The organism is Brevibacillus formosus (genome assembly GCF_003013405.1).
Lineage (GTDB): Bacteria > Bacillota > Bacilli > Brevibacillales > Brevibacillaceae > Brevibacillus > Brevibacillus formosus.
The window spans coordinates 38,167-54,790 of record NZ_PXZL01000007.1; the positions used below are offsets into that span (position 1 = coordinate 38,167).

18 protein-coding genes are annotated in these 16,624 nt (G+C 47.5%); 3 read left to right on the top strand and 15 right to left on the bottom strand.

All coding sequences use genetic code 11. The features are described from left to right. Window positions 1-148: 148 nt before the first annotated feature. The 5 genes from C7R91_RS06950 to C7R91_RS06970 all read right to left on the bottom strand — a co-directional run bounded on the left by C7R91_RS06950 (window position 149) and on the right by C7R91_RS06970 (window position 4,052). On the bottom strand, window positions 149-1,330 hold the full coding sequence (locus tag C7R91_RS06950; RefSeq protein ID WP_047069735.1) for an aspartate aminotransferase family protein: 1,182 nt from the start codon (window positions 1,328-1,330) through the stop codon (window positions 149-151). Beyond that, window positions 1,293-2,138, bottom strand: coding sequence for an acetylglutamate kinase (gene argB / locus C7R91_RS06955; RefSeq protein WP_047069736.1), 846 nt, complete (start codon window positions 2,136-2,138; stop codon window positions 1,293-1,295). The genes C7R91_RS06950 and argB overlap by 38 nt, the downstream gene beginning before the upstream one ends. A gap of 13 nt (window positions 2,139-2,151) precedes the next feature. Continuing rightward, complete coding sequence (gene argC, locus C7R91_RS06960) at window positions 2,152-3,192, bottom strand: N-acetyl-gamma-glutamyl-phosphate reductase (protein ID WP_047069737.1); 1,041 nt, start codon at window positions 3,190-3,192, stop codon at window positions 2,152-2,154. Window positions 3,193-3,328: 136 nt separating this feature from the next. Next, window positions 3,329-3,706 carry a cytochrome c551 gene (cccB, locus tag C7R91_RS06965; protein ID WP_047069738.1) on the bottom strand — a complete coding sequence of 126 codons (378 nt, stop codon included), beginning with the start codon at window positions 3,704-3,706 and terminating at the stop codon, window positions 3,329-3,331. A gap of 76 nt (window positions 3,707-3,782) precedes the next feature. Then, on the bottom strand, window positions 3,783-4,052 hold the full coding sequence (locus C7R91_RS06970) for a YciI family protein (RefSeq protein WP_047069739.1): 270 nt from the start codon (window positions 4,050-4,052) through the stop codon (window positions 3,783-3,785). A gap of 143 nt (window positions 4,053-4,195) precedes the next feature. Between C7R91_RS06970 and C7R91_RS06975 the strand changes: the two genes are divergently transcribed. Continuing rightward, window positions 4,196-5,632 carry a PAS domain-containing sensor histidine kinase gene (locus C7R91_RS06975; RefSeq protein WP_047069740.1) on the top strand — a complete coding sequence of 479 codons (1,437 nt, stop codon included), beginning with the start codon at window positions 4,196-4,198 and terminating at the stop codon, window positions 5,630-5,632. Here the strand turns inward: C7R91_RS06975 and prfB are convergent. The 4 genes from prfB to hpf all read right to left on the bottom strand — a co-directional run bounded on the left by prfB (window position 5,622) and on the right by hpf (window position 10,836). Continuing rightward, a protein-coding gene (gene prfB / locus C7R91_RS06980; RefSeq protein WP_106786176.1) for a peptide chain release factor 2 occupies window positions 5,622-6,735 on the bottom strand; the annotation gives its coding sequence in 2 pieces (ribosomal slippage) (window positions 5,622-6,653 and window positions 6,655-6,735; 1,113 coding nt in all). The genes C7R91_RS06975 and prfB overlap by 11 nt on opposite strands. Window positions 6,736-6,849: 114 nt before the next feature. After that, complete coding sequence (locus C7R91_RS06985; protein WP_047069742.1) at window positions 6,850-7,311, bottom strand: hypothetical protein; 462 nt, start codon at window positions 7,309-7,311, stop codon at window positions 6,850-6,852. A gap of 245 nt (window positions 7,312-7,556) precedes the next feature. Further along, window positions 7,557-10,076 (bottom strand): preprotein translocase subunit SecA, encoded by a 2,520-nt coding sequence (gene secA / locus C7R91_RS06990; protein ID WP_047069743.1) that lies wholly within the window; start codon window positions 10,074-10,076, stop codon window positions 7,557-7,559. Window positions 10,077-10,272: 196 nt separating this feature from the next. Beyond that, a complete protein-coding gene (hpf, locus tag C7R91_RS06995) occupies window positions 10,273-10,836 on the bottom strand; it encodes a ribosome hibernation-promoting factor, HPF/YfiA family (RefSeq protein ID WP_047069744.1) in 564 nt (187 codons plus the stop codon). Window positions 10,837-11,045: 209 nt separating this feature from the next. Between hpf and C7R91_RS07000 the strand changes: the two genes are divergently transcribed. After that, complete coding sequence (locus C7R91_RS07000) at window positions 11,046-12,098, top strand: HD-GYP domain-containing protein (protein WP_047069745.1); 1,053 nt, start codon at window positions 11,046-11,048, stop codon at window positions 12,096-12,098. 65 nt (window positions 12,099-12,163) lie between these two features. On the opposite strand, the gene C7R91_RS07005 is transcribed toward C7R91_RS07000, so the two are convergent. The 5 genes from C7R91_RS07005 to C7R91_RS07025 all read right to left on the bottom strand — a co-directional run bounded on the left by C7R91_RS07005 (window position 12,164) and on the right by C7R91_RS07025 (window position 15,889). After that, entirely contained in the window at window positions 12,164-12,361 is a 198-nt protein-coding gene (locus C7R91_RS07005) for a cold shock domain-containing protein (RefSeq protein ID WP_047070322.1), read from the bottom strand. A gap of 85 nt (window positions 12,362-12,446) precedes the next feature. Beyond that, window positions 12,447-13,121: an amino acid ABC transporter permease gene (locus C7R91_RS07010; protein WP_047069746.1), complete on the bottom strand. Its 675-nt coding sequence runs from the start codon at window positions 13,119-13,121 to the stop codon at window positions 12,447-12,449. A gap of 87 nt (window positions 13,122-13,208) precedes the next feature. Beyond that, entirely contained in the window at window positions 13,209-14,012 is an 804-nt protein-coding gene (locus C7R91_RS07015) for a basic amino acid ABC transporter substrate-binding protein (protein WP_047069747.1), read from the bottom strand. A 289-nt stretch (window positions 14,013-14,301) separates the two neighbouring features. After that, the gene (locus C7R91_RS07020; RefSeq protein ID WP_047069748.1) at window positions 14,302-15,087 is read right to left on the bottom strand and encodes an OmpA/MotB family protein; all 786 of its coding nucleotides are present in this window, start codon (window positions 15,085-15,087) and stop codon (window positions 14,302-14,304) included. Beyond that, window positions 15,080-15,889: a motility protein A gene (locus C7R91_RS07025; protein ID WP_047069749.1), complete on the bottom strand. Its 810-nt coding sequence runs from the start codon at window positions 15,887-15,889 to the stop codon at window positions 15,080-15,082. The genes C7R91_RS07020 and C7R91_RS07025 overlap by 8 nt, the downstream gene beginning before the upstream one ends. A 157-nt stretch (window positions 15,890-16,046) precedes the next feature. On the opposite strand from C7R91_RS07025, the gene C7R91_RS07030 reads away from it, so the two are divergent. Next, on the top strand, window positions 16,047-16,223 hold the full coding sequence (locus tag C7R91_RS07030; protein WP_015893542.1) for a putative motility protein: 177 nt from the start codon (window positions 16,047-16,049) through the stop codon (window positions 16,221-16,223). A 38-nt stretch (window positions 16,224-16,261) separates the two neighbouring features. Here C7R91_RS07030 and fliT read toward each other — a convergent pair whose 3' ends face one another. Then, entirely contained in the window at window positions 16,262-16,621 is a 360-nt protein-coding gene (gene fliT, locus C7R91_RS07035; protein WP_047069750.1) for a flagellar protein FliT, read from the bottom strand. Window positions 16,622-16,624 lie beyond the last annotated feature (3 nt).

The window sequence follows — 16,624 nt, forward strand, 5'->3', positions numbered from 1 at the left end:
TATAAAGCAACTCCTCTCCAATAGGCACCGGACTGATCGCTCTTACCGAAAATTTATGCAACCTTTTGTATTAATATACATTCGGAATTATAAAAATGCAACGAGTTTTTTGATCACTTCCACCCGTTGCATTCTTTGCTTTTTTTATCTAAACCTGCGACAGCGCCTCGCTTAATACGGTAATGGCTTGCTTTACTTCATCGTCGGTCGTCACAAAAGAAGGCAAGAGTCTCACTACTTGCGGGCCAGCCATCAGCATAATGACTCCTTTTTCCCGTGCATACGCGACCGGCTCACCTGCAGGAATCGTAAGTTCTACACCGAGAAGCAGTCCTTTTCCCCGAACCGTAACCACTTTGTCTGGATGCTCTGCCTTGAGCTTCTCCAGCTCTTTGATCAATACGTCATGGATATGGGCTACCCGCTCCAAAATCTGCTCCTCTTCCATCGTCGCAAGAGTCGCGATTCCAGCAGTTGCTGCCAATGGATTCCCGCCAAAAGTAGTACCATGCGTACCTGGAGCAAACGCTGCTGCTACTTCTTTGGTCGCAACTACCGCTCCGATCGGGAAACCACTTCCTAAGCCTTTTGCCAATGAAATCGCATCTGGCTTCACGTCATAGTGCTGGAAGGCAAACCATGTACCCGTGCGGCCAATCCCGGTCTGTATCTCATCAATCAACAGGAGCAATCCGTGCGCATCGCACAATTCACGCAGCGCCTTCACCCACGCCTCTTCTGCCGGATGTACGCCGCCTTCTCCCTGAACCAGCTCCAGCATGATCGCGCACGTCTTGTCTGTAATGGCTGACTTGACCGCATCAAGGTCGTTGTAAGGAACGGTGACAAATCCCTGCGGCAATGGTGCGAAGCCGTCCTTCACCTTTTCCTGTCCAGTAGCCGTCAGGGTAGCCAATGTCCGTCCATGAAAAGACTGTTCAAAGCTGATGATTTCGTAACGGTCGGTCCCTTTTATTTTTTGTGCATAGCGGCGGGCGAGCTTGATCAAGCCTTCATTCGCCTCTGCCCCACTGTTGCAGAAAAAAGCCTGATCCAGTCCAGACAAACGGCTCAGCTTTTCCGCCAAAATCTCTTGCTGAGGCACATGCACCAGATTCGAGCAATGCCACAACGTATCGAGCTGTTCGTGCAGCTTTGCCGTTAATTTTGGCGGGACATGCCCTAACGAGGTCACGGCAATTCCTGAGGTAAAATCGAGATATTGCTTGCCTTGATCATCCCACACCTGATTTCCTTGTCCTTTTACCAAACTGATTGGCCATCTCGCATAGTTATTCATGAGATGCACAGGCGCTGTTGTTGTATGCATATTCATTTCCCTCCTCATTGAGTATATTCATACGGACTGTTGTCCCAACTGCCTGCCCCGCACAAACACCGAGCAGATCTTCAGCGGTTCCCTGACAGATGACAACCTGCTCCACACCCTGTCCGAGAGCATCGATAGCTGCCTGAACCTTCGGAATCATTCCGCCAGTAATAATCCCTGCCCGAATCATTTCCTGTATCTCTTCTGCACTTGTTGCTGGCACTACTGCCTTGGTGCCGTCTGTCTGTGGCTGCATGATGCCCGGAACATCTGTCACCATGATCAGTTTTTCGGCGCTAAGTGCTGCTGCAATCGCTCCTGCGGCTACATCCGCATTGACGTTATATGTCTCTGTGCCATCTTCATTAACGGAAAGAGGAGCAATCACCGGGGCGTATCCCTGCTCAAGAATCGCTTTCGGAATGGTCGTATCAGCCTTCTTTATTTCTCCTACCCACCCGAGTGGCTTCATCGTTTTTGTTGCCAAAAAGGTCTGACCATCGATTCCACTTACTCCCCAAGCCTTGGCTCCTGCCTGTATCAGCCTTTTTACCAGCGTCTTGTTGATACTGCCGCATAAGACCATCTCTACAATGCGCAGCGTGTCCTCGCAGGTAACACGAAGCCCATCGACAAATTGCGGAGTGATCTGAACTCGATCGAGCATACTGTTAATGGCAGGTCCGCCCCCATGGACGATGACGATCTCTTGTCCTTGCGCCTGCAGTCCGGCAATTGCCTGAAAGAAAGAGTCAGGCAGCTGATCCATGGTGCTTCCGCCACATTTGATCACAACAATTCCTTGCATCTGCTTTCCTCCTCTACGGGTATACAGGTACGAGCGGCAAGCCCGTTTTCTCAGGCAAATCAAACATGACATTCATGTTTTGTACAGCTTGACCGGCGGCGCCTTTCATCATGTTATCGATTACCGACAGCAAGATGACACGCTTCGTGCGCTGATCAACATGGATGGCGATATCGCAGTAATTGGAGCCGTAAACTTCTTTGGTACGTGGATGACTGCCTGCAGGACGTACACGCACAAAAGGCTTATCCGCATAAGCAGCTTCATATAGCTCCTGGATTTGTGATTGTGTGACGTCAGTTGTTAGTTGTCCGTAGGCCGTGACTAAAATCCCTCGGGTCATCGGCACCAAATGCGGCGTAAATTGAACAAGCGTCTCTTCCCCGCTCTGTTTTTGCAGCTCTTGTTCAATCTCTGGTGTATGCTGATGACTCGCAACTTTATAAGCATGGATGCTTTCATTAATCTCGCTGTAATGAACTCCCAGCGATACTCCACGTCCAGCGCCGGACACACCTGATTTGGCATCGACGATCCAACTGTTAGGCTGTACCCAGCCTGTCTTTACCAGCGGGAGCAAGGCGAGGAGTGTAGCAGTGGGATAACACCCTGGATTCGCTATAAGACTGGCACCCGCTACTTGCTCTTGATTCCACTCGGTTAAACCGTAAACAGCCGCTTCTACCCATTGGGACGGGGCCGGCTCATGTTTGTACCACGTTTTGTAGACCGCACCGTTTTCTAGACGAAAATCCCCAGATAAATCAATGACCTTCACGCCTTTTTCGACCAGCTGCGGAGACAGCGTGCTACTTACTCCCGCAGGTGTAGCAAGGAAGATCAAATCGTTCACACCGCTCATGCTGTCTGCATCAATTGGTGACAATGTGGGCAACCCGAGTCCAGCTGCATGTGGAAACGATTTCTCCAAGCTCTCCCCTTCTGATGAACTTGAATATAAATTGGCAATCTCAACATGCGGATGCCCAGCCAAAAGACGGATCAACTCCGCGCCACCATAACCCGTTGCTCCAACAATCCCGACCCGAACCATGCTCTCTCCCCTTTATTCTATCCTGTATTTTTATACATGAATAATAATAAAAATCCATTCAGAATACAACAGAAAAACTTTTTTGCGGCCAAAGAAAAAAGCGCCCGATTGCTCAAGCGCTGGTTTGTTGCCCTGTTTACTTTTTATCCGCTAACCATGCAGCAATGTTTTCTGCATCTTTTCCGGTGACGAGACCCGGAGGCATTGATCCCTTTCCTTTTTCCAAAATGCCCATGATCTCGTCCTTGTTCAACTGGCTGCCGATCTTTTGCAAGTTCGGTCCAACTGCCCCTTCCAATGTCTGTCCGTGGCAGCCTGAACAGGTATTTTTGTACATGGTTTCTGCAGTTGCTGCATCATAGCTGCCGGATGGTGCCGTGGTTGGCGGAGTTTCTGTAGCCGGAGCCTCTGTTGCTGGTTGATTGGCTGGCGGCTGTGTTTGCTGATTTCCGCCACAGGCACTTAGCGAGAATGCGAGTACAGCCGCTGTCAAAACGAGTGGAATACGTTTCAAGGCTGTTCCCTCCTTTATTCGGATTTCTTCGCTAAGTATGCCTCCGACTTCCACTTCTCATTCTTACGACAGCCATTTAGGACAAAGGAAATTCCAACGGACTCCATTCACGCAACTCTAACGTCCGTGCGCCTTCCACGACAACTGGGTCAGCCTCCGCCAATTTACGAGCTTCTTCCAGAGAATCTGCTTTGTAAATAACCAATCCCCCGAGCTTGTCTGTGAAAGGTCCTGCCATAAACACTTTTCCCTGCTTGTACAAATCATTGATATACGTAAGATGCGCAGGTCTTACTTGAGCATTCAGCTCTTGATTCACGATTGGCAAAAATGCGGCATATAACATGGACGGTTTCTCTCCTTTTTCATGACCTTGTTCTTTCATGAAGTATAACATAATTATGAATACGGACTTTGGTCTGGTAGGATTTTTCCTTTCAACAGCGAACGATTCAAAGGTAGCAAGTAGCAACAGAGAGGCGGATAGGTATGGACACGCAGATACAGTTATATACATCTCTCTTCCACAACAATCCTGACGCTGTTTTCATGTTCGATATGCAGGGCAGATTCACAGGCGTAAACGCTGCTGGTGAAGCATTGATAGGATTCACCTCTCAAGAATTGCTGCGCATGCAAATTTGGGAAGTTCTCGCTTCTACTGAGGGTCTCGACAGTAAGAAACAACAACAAATCCTCTCTGCAGGAATCAGAAAAAATAAGCATTATCAGTTGCTCCATAAAAACGGGCAGGTTGTGGATATTATCGCTTCCAGTTTTCCCATTTTTCAAAACGGCGAAATCATCAGTCGCTATACGATTGCCAAAAACATCACGCAGCAAAAGAAAATGGAAGAGGCTCTTCACCAAATACAAGAGAACTTTCGGTTAATATCCGAGAACATTATGGATTTGATTTTTATTGTAAACGTAGATGGAATGATTACCTACGCTTCTCCTTCTGTTCAGGCGGTAACTGGTCTCACGATTGATCAAGTGATCAACCAGCATTTTTCGATCTTGATTCATCCTGAGCAAGTATCTAGCGCCAAGAGCGATTTTGCTCAAATGTTGAAGCAGAAGATCACGCTCGACGCCGAGTACCATTACCTGCACCCAGACGGTAGAATGTTGCTGTTCGATGTGAAAGGGACACCTGACGTTTGTTCAAACGGTCATATTCTCAGCACGGTTTTTGTAGCACGTGATATTACAGAACGTCGGCAATCAGAGGAATTGCTTCGTTACTCTGACAAGCTGTCCGTTCTAGGAGAGCTTGCCGCGGGTATCGCCCATGAAATTCGCAATCCGCTTACGGCCCTAAAAGGGTTTATTCAACTCATGGAAGGGGACAAGCTCGCCAATCAGCAATACTTGCAAATTATGCGATCTGAAATTGACCGGATCACCTCGATTACCAGTGAGCTTTTAATAATGGCGAAGCCGCAAGCGTTGCGATTTGCTCCCAACGGCCTTTTGCCATTGCTTTCGTCTGTCATTAAGCTTTTGGAACCGCAGGCACTTCTTAAAAATGTATCCATTCTTACTGATTTTCCGCAAGTCACGTCCCTCATATTGTGTGAGGAATATCAAATCAAGCAAGTCTTCATAAACATCATAAAAAACGGCATGGAAGCCATGCCGTTAGGTGGAAATCTCACAATCAAGGTTGTAGAGCGCACTTCCGATGTTATCATCCGAATCAGCGATCAAGGACAAGGTATCCCTGCCGAGCTACTTCCCCGATTAGGAGAGCTTTTTTATAGTACAAAAGAAACAGGAACTGGCCTGGGGTTAATGGTAAGCTCAAAAATTATTCGCGATCACGGCGGTACAATCAACATCGCCAGCGATGTCGGCAAAGGAACCACCGTATCGATATCCATACCAAAAGCCTTGAAGCCTACTGTTTCGTTTAACGATTAATCTGCGCGCGCAAATAGGCATCGATAAACGAATCAATATCACCATCCATGACGGCTTGAACGTTTCCTACCTCCATATTCGTCCGGTGGTCTTTTACCAGACTGTATGGATGGAAGACATAGGAACGAATTTGGCTGCCCCACGCAATATCTTTTTGTTCACCTTGAATAGCGGCCAACGTTTTCTCTTGTTCTTCCCGTTTTTTCTCAAACAGTCGTGCCGTCAGCATCTTCATCGCACGCTCCCGGTTTTTAATCTGGGAGCGTTCTGTTTGACACGTCACCACAATTCCAGAAGGCAAGTGAGTAATCCGTACAGCGGAGTCAGTCGTGTTGATATGCTGACCACCCGCCCCACTGGACCGATACGTATCGATTTTCAGGTCTTCAGTACGTATGTCTACCGCATTATCGTCTTCGATCTCCGGCAGGACGTTGCAAGACACAAACGATGTGTGTCGGCGTCCAGAGGCATCAAACGGAGATATCCGCACAAGACGATGAACCCCTTTTTCTGATTTGAGGTAGCCATACGCATTGTAGCCCTTAATGAGGAGAGTAACACTTTTTACACCGGCTTCATCGCCAGGCAAATAGTCCAATGTTTCGACCTTGAAGCCCTTGGCATCCCCCCAACGTGTATACATACGCAGAAGCATGGACGCCCAATCCTGGGACTCCGTACCACCCGCTCCCGGATGCAGCTCCAGAATGGCGTTGTTTTTGTCGTATTCATCGCTCAAAAGCAATTCCAGCTCAAAGCTCTCAAATGACTTCCGCAGCTCCTGCGTACTGTCATACAGATCTTGAATGAGCGACGCATCTCCTTCTTCGATGACGAGCTCCAGCATTACCTGGAGATCCTCGTACTGAGAATCCAGCTTGGCCATCGTCTCTACGAGGCTTTTGATTGCATTCAGTTCACTGATTGTCTTCTGCGCTGCATCATTGTCATCCCAAAAATCGGGTGCCAGCATGCGCTCTTCCAGTTCACCGATTCGTTCCTGTTTTACTGGGAGGTCAAAGAGACCCCCTGATATCCGCTAAACGCTTAGCCATGCTAGACATCTCTTGTTTGATGTCCGCAATATCGATTAATGCCATGTTGCGAATCACCTTCTCTTTACGTAAGCTATGTTTTATTGTAACGTAATTTGCCCGATGCGCAAATACGGCAGCTTGTCACGTTTAGAAAAGGGACTTCGCCGCTACTCTTTGTCACGTTGCCACCGGTGGTGATGGCGAGGATCTCAGGTCTCGTATTTCATGCGGTTGTTTATTTTCCGTCTGCGATGCAGCAACCAGAAAGAGATGGGTACGCCGAGCTTCGCTTGCTTTCAACTGGTATGCTTGCTTGATGATAGCTTGTCGCTTTCCACTGTGTGTTTTTCGATATTTTTTGGCTAATGGACTTTCACGCGTTCGATCCACCATTCCATTCGGAGGTGCGATCAAGGCCTCCTTCCAATTCGGCTCCGGAATTTCCTCCATCAGTCTCTTGTCCTCAAAGACCGGGTCTTGTGCTGAGATGACTCTCGGTAATTCGATCCCCTCCTCCTTTTCAATGAGCTGTACTTTTTTATTTTCTTTTCCTGTCTGTAGGACTGCTTTTAAAGTAACGGAAATGCGCTCCATAATATTTTTTGTTTGTATCCCCATCACGTTCACTGACGTTCTCATTTGTTCATTCCCCCGTCTTCGTGAATTTTTGGTAAAAGTGTTGTACTTATGATTCTATTTATTTTTCAGATAATTACCACTTGAATCGTTCGATCACATTTACCAGTGTTAGACAAATAGATCGTTAATATCAGACGAGGAAGAATAGATGGGGACGAATACTGTCAAGGCATTAGGAATGGGCAAGAAAAAAACATTCCCCTCGTACCGAATTTGCCGATACGAGGAGAATGTTCTGTTATTGCTTAGTGTTTCTTATTTTGGCGTTTGCGTTCTTGCTCCTGAGCGCGACGCTGTGCGCGGTTTTTCGGATCAGCATCACCGGAGGTCTCCGGATCTGGACGATCAGATGGTCCGGAGGTTTGCAAGCTACTCGGATCGATTCCTTGACCACGAATGACATCTTGACGCTCAAGGTTTTGGCTGACTTCGGCCTTCATGATATACATAGCGACTTCTTCCTGAACAGCAGCCAGCATACCTTGATACATTTCGTATCCTTCGAACTGGTACTCACGAAGTGGGTCGTTTTGTGCGTAGGCGCGCAGGTGAATACCTTGACGCAGCTGATCCATCGCATCGATGTGATCCATCCACTTGCTGTCGACAGCACGCAGAATGACGACTTTTTCAAACTCGCGAATCGATTCGCCGATTTCTTCTTCACGCTGTTTGTACTGCTTATCGACTTCTGCTTTTAACAGCTCGAGAATTTCTTCTGCTTCCATGCCTTTCAGCATTTTAGCCGTAATCGTTTCTTCATGGAGGAATCCATTATTGGCTGCATCGGCCAAAGCTTGCAGATCCCAATCCTCTGGTACCTCTTCTTTTGGACAATGCAGAGCCACTGCACGCTCCATCACTGCGTAGATCATATTCAAAGCAACATCGCTGAGGTTTTCCTGTTCCAGGATGTCTTTACGCTGTTTGTAGACAACCAGACGCTGCTGATTCATGACGTCATCGTACTGGAGAACGCCTTTACGCGCATCGAAGTTCGATCCCTCTACACGCTTCTGCGCGGATTCTACCGCACGAGTAACCAGACGGCTCTCGATCGGCATATCCTCTTCCATCCCCAAGCGATCCATCATATTCATGATATTGTCCGCACCGAAACGACGCATGAGCTCATCTTGCATCGAGAGGAAGAACTGGGATGAACCCGGGTCCCCCTGACGACCAGCACGACCGCGCAGCTGATTGTCAATCCGACGGCTCTCGTGACGTTCTGTACCGATAATATGAAGACCACCCAGCTCCGCAACACCTTCGCCAAGCTGAATGTCCGTACCGCGACCCGCCATGTTTGTCGCAATGGTAACCGCTCCGTACACACCTGCACGTGCAACGATTTCCGCCTCGCGTTCATGCTGCTTCGCGTTCAATACGTTATGCGGTACGCCTTTTTGCTTCAGCATTTGGGACAAGCGCTCCGAGTTTTCGATGGAGATGGTACCTACCAGAATCGGTTGACCCTTTTTATGACGCTCGACAATGTCGTTTACAACCGCACGATATTTAGCTGCCTCTGTTTTGAAAACAAGGTCAGGTGAATCGATACGCTGTACTGGCTTGTTCGTTGGAATAACCACAACATCGAGACCGTAAATCTTTTTGAATTCTTCTTCTTCCGTCTTTGCTGTACCTGTCATACCCGCCAGCTTCTCGTACATACGGAAGTAGTTTTGCAAAGTAATAGTCGCCAGTGTCATGCTCTCGCTTTGGACACGCAGACCTTCTTTGGCTTCAATCGCTTGATGCAAGCCATCGCTGTAACGACGTCCAACCATCAGACGGCCGGTGAACTCGTCGACGATCACAACTTCGCCTTCCTGCACCACATAGTCAACATCGCGCTTGAACAAAACTTGAGCCTTCAAAGCCGCCGTAATGTGGTGGTTCAACGTGGTATGTGCCGTATCGTACAGGTTGTCGATGTTGAATGCCTGTTCGACCTTGCTCACACCATCATCTGTGAGGCTGACGATTTTCAGCTTCTCGTCGATGGTGAAATCTTTTTCTTCTTCCAGACGCTTCACAAAATGCGAGCAGATATAATACAGCTCTGTCGATTTGTTAGCAGAACCGGAGATGATCAACGGCGTACGTGCTTCGTCAATCAAAATGCTGTCCACCTCGTCGATGATAGCGAAGAAGAGTGGACGTTGCACCATTTGTTCCTTGTACAGAACCATATTGTCACGCAAGTAATCGAAGCCAAATTCATTGTTCGTACCATACGTAATATCACACGCGTATGCTTCGCGTTTTTCTTCAGGGCTCAGTCCGTTCTTGTTCAAACCGACTGTCAGTCCGAGGAAGTTATACAGCTTACCCATGATAGTCGAGTCACGCTCAGCCAAGTATTCGTTCACGGTAACGACGTGGACGCCTTTTCCCATCAGGGCATTCAGGTATGTAGCCAGTGTCGCAACCAGCGTTTTACCTTCACCCGTCTTCATCTCGGAGATACGGCCTTCCTGAAGCACCATACCACCAATCATTTGGACGTCGAAGTGACGCATGCCCAGTACACGGATCGATGCTTCACGCACAACGGCAAACGCTTCGTTCAAAATTTTGTCCAGTTCTTCTCCATTTGCCAAGCGCGCCTTAAACTCAGCTGTCTTCTCCCGCAATTGGTCATCCGAGAGTGCCTTAATCGTTGGTTCCAGCGCGTTGATACTTTCTACACGCTTAAACATTTTCTTTACTTCACGTTCATTGCTATCGCCAAATATCTTTTTAACGAGTCCTAACATGAGGACACCCCTTCCATATACTGCCAAACAAAATGCAAAGCCGGCATGAGTCCAATAATAAAAAAGGATACCGATTCTACGAAAATAATACTTTCTAAAAAGATATTTTATCAAATAGAGCATCCTCTACACAAGTAAAGGGAGTTGCCAATAGCAACTCCCTAGTCTTATACGAATGAGAATGTGTAAAGTTTCGTTATTTTGGTTCAATCAATCCGTAACGCCCATCATTGCGGCGATACACCACACTGACATCATTAGTGTCACTGTTTTGGAAAACGAAGAAGCTGTGTCCCAGCATATCCATCTGCATGACCGCTTCCTGTGCATCCATCGGCTTCAAATCGAAGCGTTTGGTTCGAACGATGTCGATGTCTATGTCGATATCATCCTCATCCACTTCCGGGATCATGACTGCTACTGGCTGACTCTCACGTTGTGCGATTCTTCCTGTCGAATCCACTCGAAGCTTCCTCATCAGCTTCGTTTTGTGTTTACGAATCTGACGTTCCAGCTTTTCTACTACCAGATCGATAGCAGCATACATATCTTCGTGCGTTTCCTCCGCTCGGATAATGACCCCACTCAGTGGGATAGTTACCTCGATCGTGCCTTCTCCGCGATGTACATGCATGGTGACTTGTACTTCTGTAGGCTGTGGAGTTTCAAAATACTTTTCCAGACGGCCGACTTTCTTTTCGACATATTCTCTAAGCGCAGCGGTGACTTGAATGTTTTCTCCACGAATGTTAAATTTCATGGTTCCAACCTCCTTCCGTCTATACATAGGTATTCGCCAGTTCTGTAAATAATCCTTCCACTCAGCTTAAAAAAATCTTTGCAAATCTTTTACAAACCATCAATATCCGACATTATTTTACCAATACTTACTAGATTCCCTATGCTATAATAAGAGAGGTAGTCATCCTATCTTATATCGCGGTCGTACATCGCACTGGAGGAATCCTCATGGCCGAGGTAAAACCTTCCCATTCACTTATCGGAACAACGCTCGCTCAAGACGTCTACAATGAGTACGGCCTGCTTTTATTACCCGCTGGTGCAAACCTTCATCTTAGTGATATACGACTGCTAGAGGCTCATCAAGTGGAAGCCGTACACGTTACTACTGACTCGGAAGCACCCGAAATGCCTTTTCCTCTCCTCCATTGGAGTGAGGCAGAGGCTGCAAAGGCCTATATGGTAGCCGTACAAAAAACCGAGTATTTATTTAACCAGCTCGCAAATGGGGATACTCCTCGACTGCAACAATTTAGCGACGCTGTTCATCCGATGCTCGATCAGGTTCTTCATCACATGAGGTTTCTGCGCTTCATTTATTTGAATGAAGGAACGGAAAGTTACACGTATCGCCACTCCCTGCACGTAGGTATTGTGGCAGCCTTAATCGGAAAAATCATAGGATTGCCGCAACACGATGTTCATTTTTTGGGCCTTGCAGGTCTTCTCCATGACATCGGCAAAATGAAAATTCCCGATGAGCTGCTGTCCAAGCCAGAGCGTTTGACAGACGAAGAGTATACGATTATGAAAAAGCATACCGTATACGGCTACGAGCTCCTGCGCACCATGGACGATGCCGACAACTTGCTGGCACAATGCGCTCTGATGCACCACGAACGTTGGGATGGAAGTGGATACCCCCTCGGACGAAAAAAAGATGGCATCCCTTTTGAATGCCAAATCATCAGTGTCGCAGACGTATTTGATGCGATATGCACAGATCGCGTGTATCGGAAGGGAACCTCTCCCTTTGAAGCCGCGAATGTTCTGTGGGAGTTAGCTTGTTCAGGCCAATTAAATCCGATGATTGTATCTCGTTTTATCCATCACATTATCTTACTTTACGTCGGCTCCCATGCGCTTTTGAACAATGGCGACCACGTCGAAATCATTATGATTCATACTGATGAGCCTATGCGCCCTCTCGTTCGTAGAGGTAATGATTTTATAGACCTGAGACTCCAGCGCTCCCTACGCATTCAAAGAATGATCAGTTAAACACGTAGAAAAAACGAATCCCCCTGTCCTATCAAGGAACCAGGGGGATTTTGCTATTGTTTCGTTTATAACTTTACGACGTTCGCCGCTTGTGGACCGCGGTCCCCTTCCACAATGTCGAATTCTACAGCCTGTCCCTCATCTAACGAACGAAACCCGTCCGACTGAATCGCCGAAAAATGGACGAATACGTCATCACCGTCTTCTCGTTCAATAAATCCAAATCCTTTTTCTGCATTAAACCATTTTACTTTGCCTTGCATGAAACAGCACAACCCTTTCTTTTGTGAAAATGAAATCAAGTCTAGCTTTCCCCAATTCAGGCGATTGATTCCACACGCTCACCCTTTACCGTGTGGAATATTTTTTCTCAAGTCCTCTCACGACTACACGGGACAAGAACAAAGTAAGTACCAAATAAACCGCCGCCTCCGTTAAATACGGGGGGTACCGCTCAAAGGTGCTTTTCGCCACGTTCATGGCCGCATAATTTAATTCCGGTGTCGCGATTACTGCCAGAAGAGACGAATCTTTCAAAAGAGCAATAAACTCATTTCCGATTGCAGGTAGCATACGTGTAAACGCTTGTGGAAGAATAATTTGGCGCATGGCAAGTCCCTTATTCATGCCAAGTGATCGTGCCGCTTCCATTTGCCCCGGATCAATTGATTGGATGCCAGCCCGAAAGATTTCCGCCATATAGGCAGCCGCATTGAGCGAAAGCGCGACGAAGCCTGAATAAATCGCTTCCGGGCTGCTCGCTCCCGGATACAGAATACCCCAAATCGACGGAATCACCGCAAAATGAATCAGCAAAATTTGGACCAGCATCGGAGTTCCCCGAAACAGCTCTACGTAAATCGAACAGGTCCAACGCAAGATTCGCTTGGAGGACATTTTGCCCAAGCTGATGAACAACCCTAAAAATGTTCCGCAAACCGTAGCCACAGCTGTTAGTAAAATCGTATTAATAATGCCTCGAATAAACAATTCACGGTAGTCGTAGATGACACTCCAGTCCAATGGCTAATCCTCCCTTCTTCATGTCAGCAAGCCAAGTTGCGAACAAACGCCGGCTACGTCGAAGGACGCACCCGGCCATTTTGCTGCCTACTTATTGCCAAAGTACTGGGTGTAAATTTCCTGCAGCTTTCCATTTTCTTTTATCTTTTTTAATCCGTCGTTGATTTTGTTCATGGCATCAGTATTGCCCTTTTTCACGATAATTCCGTAAAATTCCTTTTCAAAGGAATCATCTTTTATCAGCTTAAATTTCTTATCTTTTACTTTATTCACGTAGTATGACAAAACGCCATTGTCGCCAACCACAGCTTCTACTCGACCATTAAAGAAGTCATCGACAGAGGATGGCATGTCGTCATAGCCTTTCAAGCCTTCGTACGTATCTCCAAACGCTTTTTTGACCACTTCTTCACCCGTGGTCGCAGCTTGAACCCCGATCTTCTTGCCTTTCAAATCTGCCAGCTTCGTCACTGGAGAATCTTCCGCTACCAGAATGAGTTGATTCGCTTCAAAGTATGAGTCCGAAAAATCGTATTTCTCCTTGCGCTTCTCCGTGATCGTGATGGACGAGATTCCAATATCAACCGTCCCTTTGTCCAGTCCATCAAAAAGCGGGTCCCATCCTGTGTTTTTCCACTCAATCTTGAATCCGCCAGCTTCCGCGATCGCGTTCATCACATCGATGTCGTGGCCACTAATCTTGTCAGCCTCAAGCATTTGGAACGGTGGATATGCCGCATCTGTACCGACTACGTACACTTTGTCACCTGAACCACCACTCGCTCCGCCATTGCCAGACGTTTGCTGACCACCCGATCCACAGCCTGCGAGGAGTACCCCCACACCGACGACCAACGCGAGCGATTTGAACCAATTTGTCCCGATACGCATTTCGAAATCCCCCTTGTGACTCTCTATCTGCCCATTTTGTCCCCAGCAATGTCCACATGGAAATTACGGATTTTTTGCGTTCTCCACAGAGTTATCCACATTATCCACATACCATTGTGCACAAGCTGGGTATAACTATTTTCCTGTATATTCTGCCACTTTAGTGCGAAAGTAAGGGGAACGAAATGGGAGAATAAGTGGAACTAGCAGCAAAAAAACAGGATTCATATATACGGGATATAGTTCTATCCTGCATATAAAAATCCTGCTTTTATCTGAAAATAATGAATTATTCTTTTTCCCCCAAAATCACGATCTCTACCCGGCGATTCTTCGCACGGTTCTCCGCGTTGGAGTTGTCCACAAGCGGTTTGTATTCGCCCAAGCCAGCCACGGTAAAGCGAGACGCTGGCAAGGAGTGAGCATTGACCATTTCACGCATGACAGAGATCGCGCGCGCCGAGGATAGCTCCCAGTTGGATTGGTAGGAACTGCGAGTTATCGGCACATCATCTGTATAGCCTTCGATTCTCACCTTGTGTTCAAAGCGCTTCAAAACCCCCGCTACCGTCCCGACAACTTGCTTCCCTTGCGCCTGTAGGTCTGCCGAACCACTCGTAAACAAAATCGTTTCCGGCAAACGGATACGCAGGCCTTCTTCGGTCTCCTCGTAGTCGAGATTCAGCTCAGCCAAAGCGGAGGATAGCTGGTTGCGTACCGTCTCCATATCGCGCTCACTCGAGTCAGACATGCCCATTGGCCGCTTCGGCACGCTCACTGTGTCTTGGGAGCCTTCTTTTTCTGTTTCGCCCTTGAGCTCCTTCTGGCGAGCCTCCAATTGGTAGACCTCGCGTTGCAGCTCCAGCTTTTGCAGATTGAGCAGGTCGAGACTCTCATGCACCTTCTCTAAGCTCGCTTTTTCCTTTTGGACATCTTCCTTTTGTGACTGAATGCTCTTTGTCTGCATCGCTGCGATAATAATCACGATCACGAACAACAGCGTAATCAGGTCACTGTAGCTAAGCAGCCAGCTTTTTTCTAGCTCTTTTTCGTCGTATAAGCGTTCGTCATGCATAGCGGTCCTGCCTTTCGATCGTGCCCTTCATGCTGCCTGCTTCTTTAATCAGCACCAGCTTTTGGTCACCTGGCAAGAATGAGTTCAGCTTTTCAAACAGCAAGCGTGGTGTCTCCATGCGCTGGAGACCAACACAACCTTCGATGAAAAGACGCTTTTCAAACATTTCCCGGTCGTACAGATCCATCAGGCGGTAGTAGCATGGCAGAGCGAACAAGTTCGCCAAGAGCGCGCCATACAACGTCGCTACGACCGCTGCGCTCAGGCTGTGTCCGGTCAAGGCCATGTCTTCGAGTGACTTCAGTACGCCCGTCATCCCCAAGAGCGTACCGACCAGTCCCATCCCCGGCGCCAACAAGCTAATGAGGCGGAAGAACCCTGCTGATTGTTGGTAGCGGTACTGCTCTCCCTTGAGCTCGTTCTCCAGGATCAGGCGCAGCTCTTCTTCCGGAACACCCTCGATCGCCAGAAAGCATCCTCGTTGGACAAATGAATCAGGTTCTTGTTGCAGCTCCTTTTCGAGCGCGATATAGCCCTGTTCCTTCTGGACGAGCGCGTAGTAGTAGAAGCGCTTGATCGTTTCTTCGACGTTGCTTTGCCGGCCGTGGATGAGCAGGCGCCAGATTTTTTTCAAGTCAAGATGCTTGCGTTTAACTGCGTAGGACATGACTACGGAGAGCGCGACTAGCTCGATGGCGGTTACGTTGAGGAGGTCCGATAAGGTTCCGTTTAGGTAGACCGCGTGTATGAAGATGAGGAGGACAGCTCCGATTAAGACGAGTGAGCGGCGTTTTGTGGACAAAAGTGATTCACCTTCCTAGTTTTTCAGCAAGTTGTTCTTAAAGTATAGCAGATGGTGGAAAAAAGATGAGAGAATAGAGTCATGGTTATAGTGAAGCTTGGTATAGAAAATGTCGATAATGATAAAGAAAGTAATTCTGGCAAAGAGGTGATCATCTGTGAATGCCGTACAATTAAAACAAGCTGTTACTATTAGTTTGACGAAGCAAGTGCAGGAGACTGCGCAAGCGCAAGCTTCCATCATGTTGGAGGGTTTTGCTAAGACGCAGCAAAATGTTCAAGCGGCTCAGGCAAGTCATCCATCTCTTGGAAAAACAATTGATATTCGTGCATAAGTGGTGAAAAGAAAACGGCCGGTTCCCCGGCCGTTTTTTTACTTTTTGCGGTCGATAAAGGCTCCGTAGCCGTTTGGACCCATTTCGTTGTACGTATTCATTGCGAGCTTGCTGCGTTGGAGGTTGTTTAGTTGTTGCTGGACGCCTTGCATTCTTCCATCGATAAGGGGAATGAGGCGTTGGTTAATCTCGTACATTTGCTCCAGCTGCTGCTTTTGCATTGCAGATAGAGATTCATTCTCTATACCCATCTGCTGAATTTTAGAAATCACTTCTTCTCGTTCATCCAATAACGACAACCATGTATCCGGTTCAGAATCCTTTACACTTACTACTTTCTCTAAACGCACTGTTGATTCTAGCAGACTATTTAGAAGAGCATCGACTGTCATTTCCATATT